Origin of the sequence: Flavobacterium granuli, from assembly GCF_900129705.1 — a bacterium.
Lineage (GTDB): Bacteria > Bacteroidota > Bacteroidia > Flavobacteriales > Flavobacteriaceae > Flavobacterium > Flavobacterium granuli.
On record NZ_FQWO01000022.1, the window covers coordinates 1 to 4,935 of the forward strand.

The following is a 4,935-nucleotide window of genomic DNA, read 5'->3' on the forward strand; positions in this document are numbered from 1 at the left end:
TAGACGACAAAATTAAGAATATTAAACATAAAAAAAAGCTTCCCGATAAAAATAAAATTTAGATTTATTAGGAAATCAACACAGAATCTATCGGGAGCAACTATTCAGGCTTGAAATCGAAGATTATTTCATCCGTTCGCCTTACAGGCTCGGGTCACGAAATCAAAAATTTAAATATTAACCTGAGTATTCTTTTGTTACTTTTTTCATCAAGGAAAAAAGTAAAAATAACTGCTATCCCCTACTCGTTCTAATATGTATGTCAAGCCATCCCTTATGGGGTCTATTATAAATGAGTAAGAAGAATTTTAAGAGGCTATTGCGCCTCTTTTTTTTTATGATCTGTAATCAGTATTACTAGTTGTAAAACTACTGAGATGTAGATCTATATAAGCACGAAAGGCCTGCGGTGAATTAAAAGCCTGTTTGACGATTTGTAATAAATTATTTATATATTTGATAAGACATAAAGTCTGACCGCTGTCAGACCTATCTCTCTAAATGTGGGGTGATAGGCCTGATTTTATCAGATCTATATGCTAGTTAGCGGATATCTCAAAAAAAAAATGCAGATGAAAAAGAAATTCATTTATTTGAATACAATAATAATATTAGTAATAATACTTGTTTCTATTTTTGGTGATTACTTCTCACCTATTGAAATGAAATTTCAGTATTGGTGGAGTACGAAATATATCGAATGGAAAATGTTGTCAATATTATTTTTAAGTTTTGCGTTTTTTTCTGCTGTAATAAGCTTAATTAACATCAAAAATTTGAAATATATAAGTAAGTTTAGTAGAGTTTTCTTTTCTCTAAATTGTTTACTACTATTATTCTTAATCTACAATTTCACAGAATTATATTTAATAACAAAAAGTGAATTAACTAAACGAGAAAACGAACTAATAAAAGAGGCAAAACGTGACATAAAAGACGATAATGTCACTTATAAATTTGCAGGCGGACTTCAACTTCCGATGTATTCCCAAAAAAATAAAAATAGAATTGATAGTATCAGAAAAAAATATGGTATTAAATATATAAACACAGGATGCATTGTAGATTTGGTAGAAATCCAAGCTCAAGAAAAATATTCAGAAACTGTAAAATCATATTTAGAAAAGAGAAACGGAAAAAATTGGGAATATAAAATGCAAACAGAAATTGAAAACATAAAAAGAGACATCCGCTAACAGCTAGAGTTCCTATGTAAAGCAGACTTAAGTTATTAACAACTTTTTAAACTGAGCAATATGTTGCTGTTTTTCAAGTAAAAAATGCTATCCCAGCGGCTAATTAACTTGTATTAAATAACTTTCGTAACTAATTCTATTTCTATAAATTTAAGCATGAAATTCATTAACTGAACCAACAATTAAAAATTAAAAATGCACGAACAACAAAATATAGAATACAAGCAAAGTTGGCACGATGACTACCTGAAATGGGTTTGTGGTTTTGCCAATGCTCAAGGTGGTGTAATTTTTATCGGTAAAGATGATAATGGTAATGTGGTAGGTGTTGATAATTTCAAAAAGCTGATGGATGATATTCCCAATAAGATCAAAAATGCTATTGGGATAATGGTTGAAGTCAATCTTCACGAAGAAGCAGGGAAACACTTTATTGAAATTATCACCCATCCTTATTCAGTTCCAATTTCATTAAGAGGCAGGTATTATTTTAGAAGCGGAAGTACCAAGCAGGAATTAACAGCAGCATCGTTAAATGAGTTCTTATTAAAGAAATCAGGTAAAAATTGGGATGATGTTATTGAAGCAAGAGCAAGTTTTGAAGATATTGACGAAAAAGCAGTAAATGTATTTTTAAAAGCATCGGAAAACGCTGGTCGCCTACCCGAAAACGAAAAATTACCGTTAGCTGAATTGTTTGAAAAACTTCGCCTTACAGAAAACGGACAATTAAAACGGTCTGCTTTGATTTTATTTGGCATAGATCCAGGGAAATTTTATCCAAACACCTTTGTAAAAATTGGTCGATTTGGGAACGATGATGCCGACTTAAAATTTCAGGAAACCGAAGAAGGAAATTTAATCGTTTTACTTCAAGCTGTTTTAAACCAACTTAACTATAAATTCCTAACAAGGCCGATTGAGTTTGAAGGAATGCACCGAATTGAGAAAGGAGAATATCCCGTTGCGGCTATAAGAGAAATGTTATTGAACGCTTTGGTTCATCGAAATTATATGGGTGCTCCTATTCAAATTCGGGTGTATGATGACAAAATAAGCATTTGGAACGAAGGCTCTTTGCCAGACGGATTAACTTTGGAAGCTTTAAAACGTTCGCATTCATCAAGACCACGCAACCCGATTATTGCTGACGTATGTTTCAAAGGAGGCTATATTGATGCTTGGGGGCGAGGAACCATAAAAATCATTGACACTTGTAAAAAAGCAGGTCTTCCCGAACCTGAAATGAAAGAATTGGATGGTGGTTTTAGTATAACGCTTTTCAAAGACAACGTATCAGCCGAACAACTTACTAAACTTGGCATTAATGAGAGACAAGTAAAAGCAGTATTGTTTGTAAAAGAAAATGGACGAATTACTAATAAACAATATCAAGAGATTTTTGGAGTTGCAAGAATGACAGCTACAAGGGACTTAACAGAGTTGGTTGACAAGGGAATTTTAAAATCATCAGACGCTAAGGGGGCAGGCTCATACTATGGACTTTGAATTGCATCATAATTGCATCAATTGCACCACAATTGCATCTGAATTGTATCATAACAGACAAACCACCGCTATTTATAAGCACAATAATTGAGTTGAAACAAATAGTAGATGAAATGGAAAGAATTAGGATTCAATTAAAAGATTAAAGTTTATGGACGAATTAATTTCACCAAAATACCAAATGAAACTCGTAAAATCAGTTCACGATGCCATTTGGGAAGAATATAAATCCTATAGAGAAGTAAGTCTTTATATAGACAAATGGTACCAAAGTGACCAATGGAATAATAATTGGGAAAATTTTCATATTTTTCAAAAAGATGGCGGAGAAATTGATTTATTAAGAACTCTACATTCAATGTCCGGTAGTGATTTATTGAAAGTTGCTATTGATTTAAGTGTTGATACGCCTGACTTTATTCCATCAGTTCCAACATTTAAGAATGAATTAAAATCTAATTACAAGACTGCTTATGATACTTTTACAAAAGCATATAAGCAAATAGAAACAGATCCGAGTCTTGCTGTAGGATTAGCAAATTCAGCATTGGAAAGCATAGTTAAGGAAATACTAAAGGACGAGAGAATTAATTGTAAGGTTAAAGGAACCGAAACTCTATACAAATTAACAACAATAATTTTAAAAGAGTTTAATCTTGTAGATAGCGAACATCCTATTGAAATAAAAACTATCGGAAGTTCTCTTTTGGCTATATGTCAATCAATCGAAAAGTTAAGAAGTGAGAAAACTGACTTTCATGGTAAAACTGAGGAAGATTATTTAATAACAGATAGTGTTTTTACATATTTTGTTGTCAATTCGGTTTCAACTATCGGCCTATTTTTAAATTCATATTTTAAAACAAAATTTCCAAAACCAATTAACATAATTGAAGAAGCCGACGACTTACCTTTTTAGCAAAAACAGAATAAAAGCCAGGAGTAATAGCCAGAGTTCGTTGGGCTTGAAAATCCAACACCCGAGTCCCGATAATTATCGGGACGAACGGACGAAGTAATGATCCGTCGCGGCGGAGAACGGAACCGCTCTACATCCATCCCTTATGGGTTTTTCGATAAATGAGTAAGAAGAATTTCAAGAGGCTATTGCGCCTCTTTTTTTTTATGATCTGTAATCAGTATTACTAGTTGTAAAACTACTGAGATGTAGATCTATATAAGCACGAAAGGCCTGCGGTTAATTAAAAGCCTGTTTGACGATTTGTAATAAATTATTTATATATTTGATAAGACATAAGGTCTGACCGCTGTCAGACCTATCTCTCTAAATTTGGGGTGATAGGTCTGATTTTATCAGACCTATATGCTAGTTACCAGTAATTTTATGACACGACAGGAGAAAAGACAATTTAACAGAGAAAATCAAAAGAAAACATCAAAATTGAAACCCTATAAACCTATTACTAAAAGTGATAGAATTATTATTATTTCAATCGCGTTAGTCATAATATTTTCGTTTCTCTATGTAGCTTTGCGTGATAATTCATTGCCGAATAACGAATTAGCTTCAATCAATGTAACACTAAAAAGTTCTCCAAAATATGACGAATACAAAATAAAGTCTACAACATACAGAGATATAATTCTAACAACAAAAGAATACAATAGAGAATTTAAAATTACTGATATGACTTACGAAGCGACAGATCACGAAGCTTTTAAATCAAACATTAAATCGGGAGATAGAATTGAACTTAAAGTTTTGAAATCTGAAGTTTCAGAACTAGACGAAAACAGTTTTTGGAATGATTATAATGATGTCTATGGTTTAACAAAAAATGGGAGAAATTTTATAGATGTTGAATTAAGAACTGAACTGAAAGATAGCGATAGTAAATGGTCATATTTTTTTATCGCAATTGGACTTATAATGCTTCCTTATGGTTTTATTAAAAGAAAACCCTTGATTAGTATGGACAAAGCTCTAACAATAATATGCGTACTAGGACTAATTTTGATTTTGATAATAAATCGAACTTAAAAAAAACTACTGGTAACACACGCTACAACGGATTTGGGCAATTGGCTTAATGGAAAATTGGTTTTGTATTTGGGATGATTTGGCAAATCCGAAAACAGGGCTTAATTTAGTCCCAAACCCGCTGTAGCGCGAGAACGTCAGGCTGTGAAAAAACCTCTTTTTCCTATTGAAATCTTCAAATTGTCCTATTCTACAATGCAAATAAAGCCTTTTAAGGTAGTACTTTTT

General features: G+C 32.2%; 4 protein-coding genes. All 4 read left to right on the top strand.

Annotation, left to right across the window (positions count from 1 at the left end; all coding sequences use genetic code 11):
* Window positions 1-572 precede the first annotated feature (572 nt).
* The 4 genes from BUB25_RS16215 (at window position 573) to BUB25_RS16230 (ending at window position 4,707) form a co-directional block, all read left to right on the top strand.
* Complete coding sequence (locus BUB25_RS16215; protein ID WP_139256932.1) at window positions 573-1,196, top strand: FEKKY domain-containing protein; 624 nt, start codon at window positions 573-575, stop codon at window positions 1,194-1,196.
* Window positions 1,197-1,391: 195 nt separating this feature from the next.
* Window positions 1,392-2,705 (top strand): ATP-binding protein, encoded by a 1,314-nt coding sequence (locus BUB25_RS16220; RefSeq protein ID WP_072946182.1) that lies wholly within the window; start codon window positions 1,392-1,394, stop codon window positions 2,703-2,705.
* A 151-nt stretch (window positions 2,706-2,856) separates the two neighbouring features.
* Window positions 2,857-3,624, top strand: coding sequence for an abortive infection family protein (locus tag BUB25_RS16225; protein WP_072946184.1), 768 nt, complete (start codon window positions 2,857-2,859; stop codon window positions 3,622-3,624).
* Between the two features lie 426 nt (window positions 3,625-4,050).
* The gene (locus BUB25_RS16230; protein ID WP_139256933.1) at window positions 4,051-4,707 is read left to right on the top strand and encodes a hypothetical protein; all 657 of its coding nucleotides are present in this window, start codon (window positions 4,051-4,053) and stop codon (window positions 4,705-4,707) included.
* The last annotated feature ends 228 nt before the right edge of the window (window positions 4,708-4,935 follow it).

Bases quoted from the DNA above. Each gene is read 5' to 3' on its own strand.
- BUB25_RS16215 (WP_139256932.1), top strand. From the start codon at position 573: ATGAAAAAGAAATTCATTTATTTGAATACAATAATAATATTAGTAATA.
- BUB25_RS16220 (WP_072946182.1), top strand. From the start codon at position 1,392: ATGCACGAACAACAAAATATAGAATACAAGCAAAGTTGGCACGATGAC.
- BUB25_RS16225 (WP_072946184.1), top strand. From the start codon at position 2,857: ATGGACGAATTAATTTCACCAAAATACCAAATGAAACTCGTAAAATCA.
- BUB25_RS16230 (WP_139256933.1), top strand. From the start codon at position 4,051: ATGACACGACAGGAGAAAAGACAATTTAACAGAGAAAATCAAAAGAAA.